At 46.0% G+C, this 524-nt stretch carries 1 protein-coding gene; it reads left to right on the plus strand.

What is annotated here, in order from left to right; genetic code table 11:
- On the plus strand, positions 1–524 hold a 524-nt coding region (locus tag HC176_RS15995), incomplete at both ends, for an amidohydrolase family protein (protein ID WP_167919997.1).

Here is a 524-nt window from a genome sequence, read left to right on the forward strand (position 1 = left end):
TGATATAGCTAATGATTACGGCTTTCACGTTGCTGCCCATGCCCACGGGGATGAGGGAATGCAGCGCGCGATTAGGGGAGGAGTAACCACAATAGAGCATGGTACGCTTATGAGCGAAGCCACCATGGAACTTATGAAAGAAAAGGGAACTTATTTGGTTCCCACTATAACCGCAGGAAAAGAAGTAAGCGAAAAGGCTGAAGTTGAAAATTTTTATCCCGAATTGGTGGTGCCTAAGGCCCGGGAGATTGGTCCACAACTGCAAAATACTTTTTCTAAAGCCTATAAAAAAGGAGTGAAGATCGCCTTTGGAACAGATGCAGGAGTTTTTGTGCATGGAAAGAATGCTAAGGAATTTGGGTACATGGTTGAAGCAGGAATGCCGGCAATGGAAGCCATACAGTCTGCCACTATTGTCCCTGCTCAGATCCTGAAAATGGAAAATGAACTGGGGCAGGTCGCTACCGGTTTCCTTGCCGATATTATTGCCGTTAAAGAGGATCCCACCAAGAACATCAAGACTC

It is taken from the genome of Tamlana crocina (assembly GCF_012037625.1).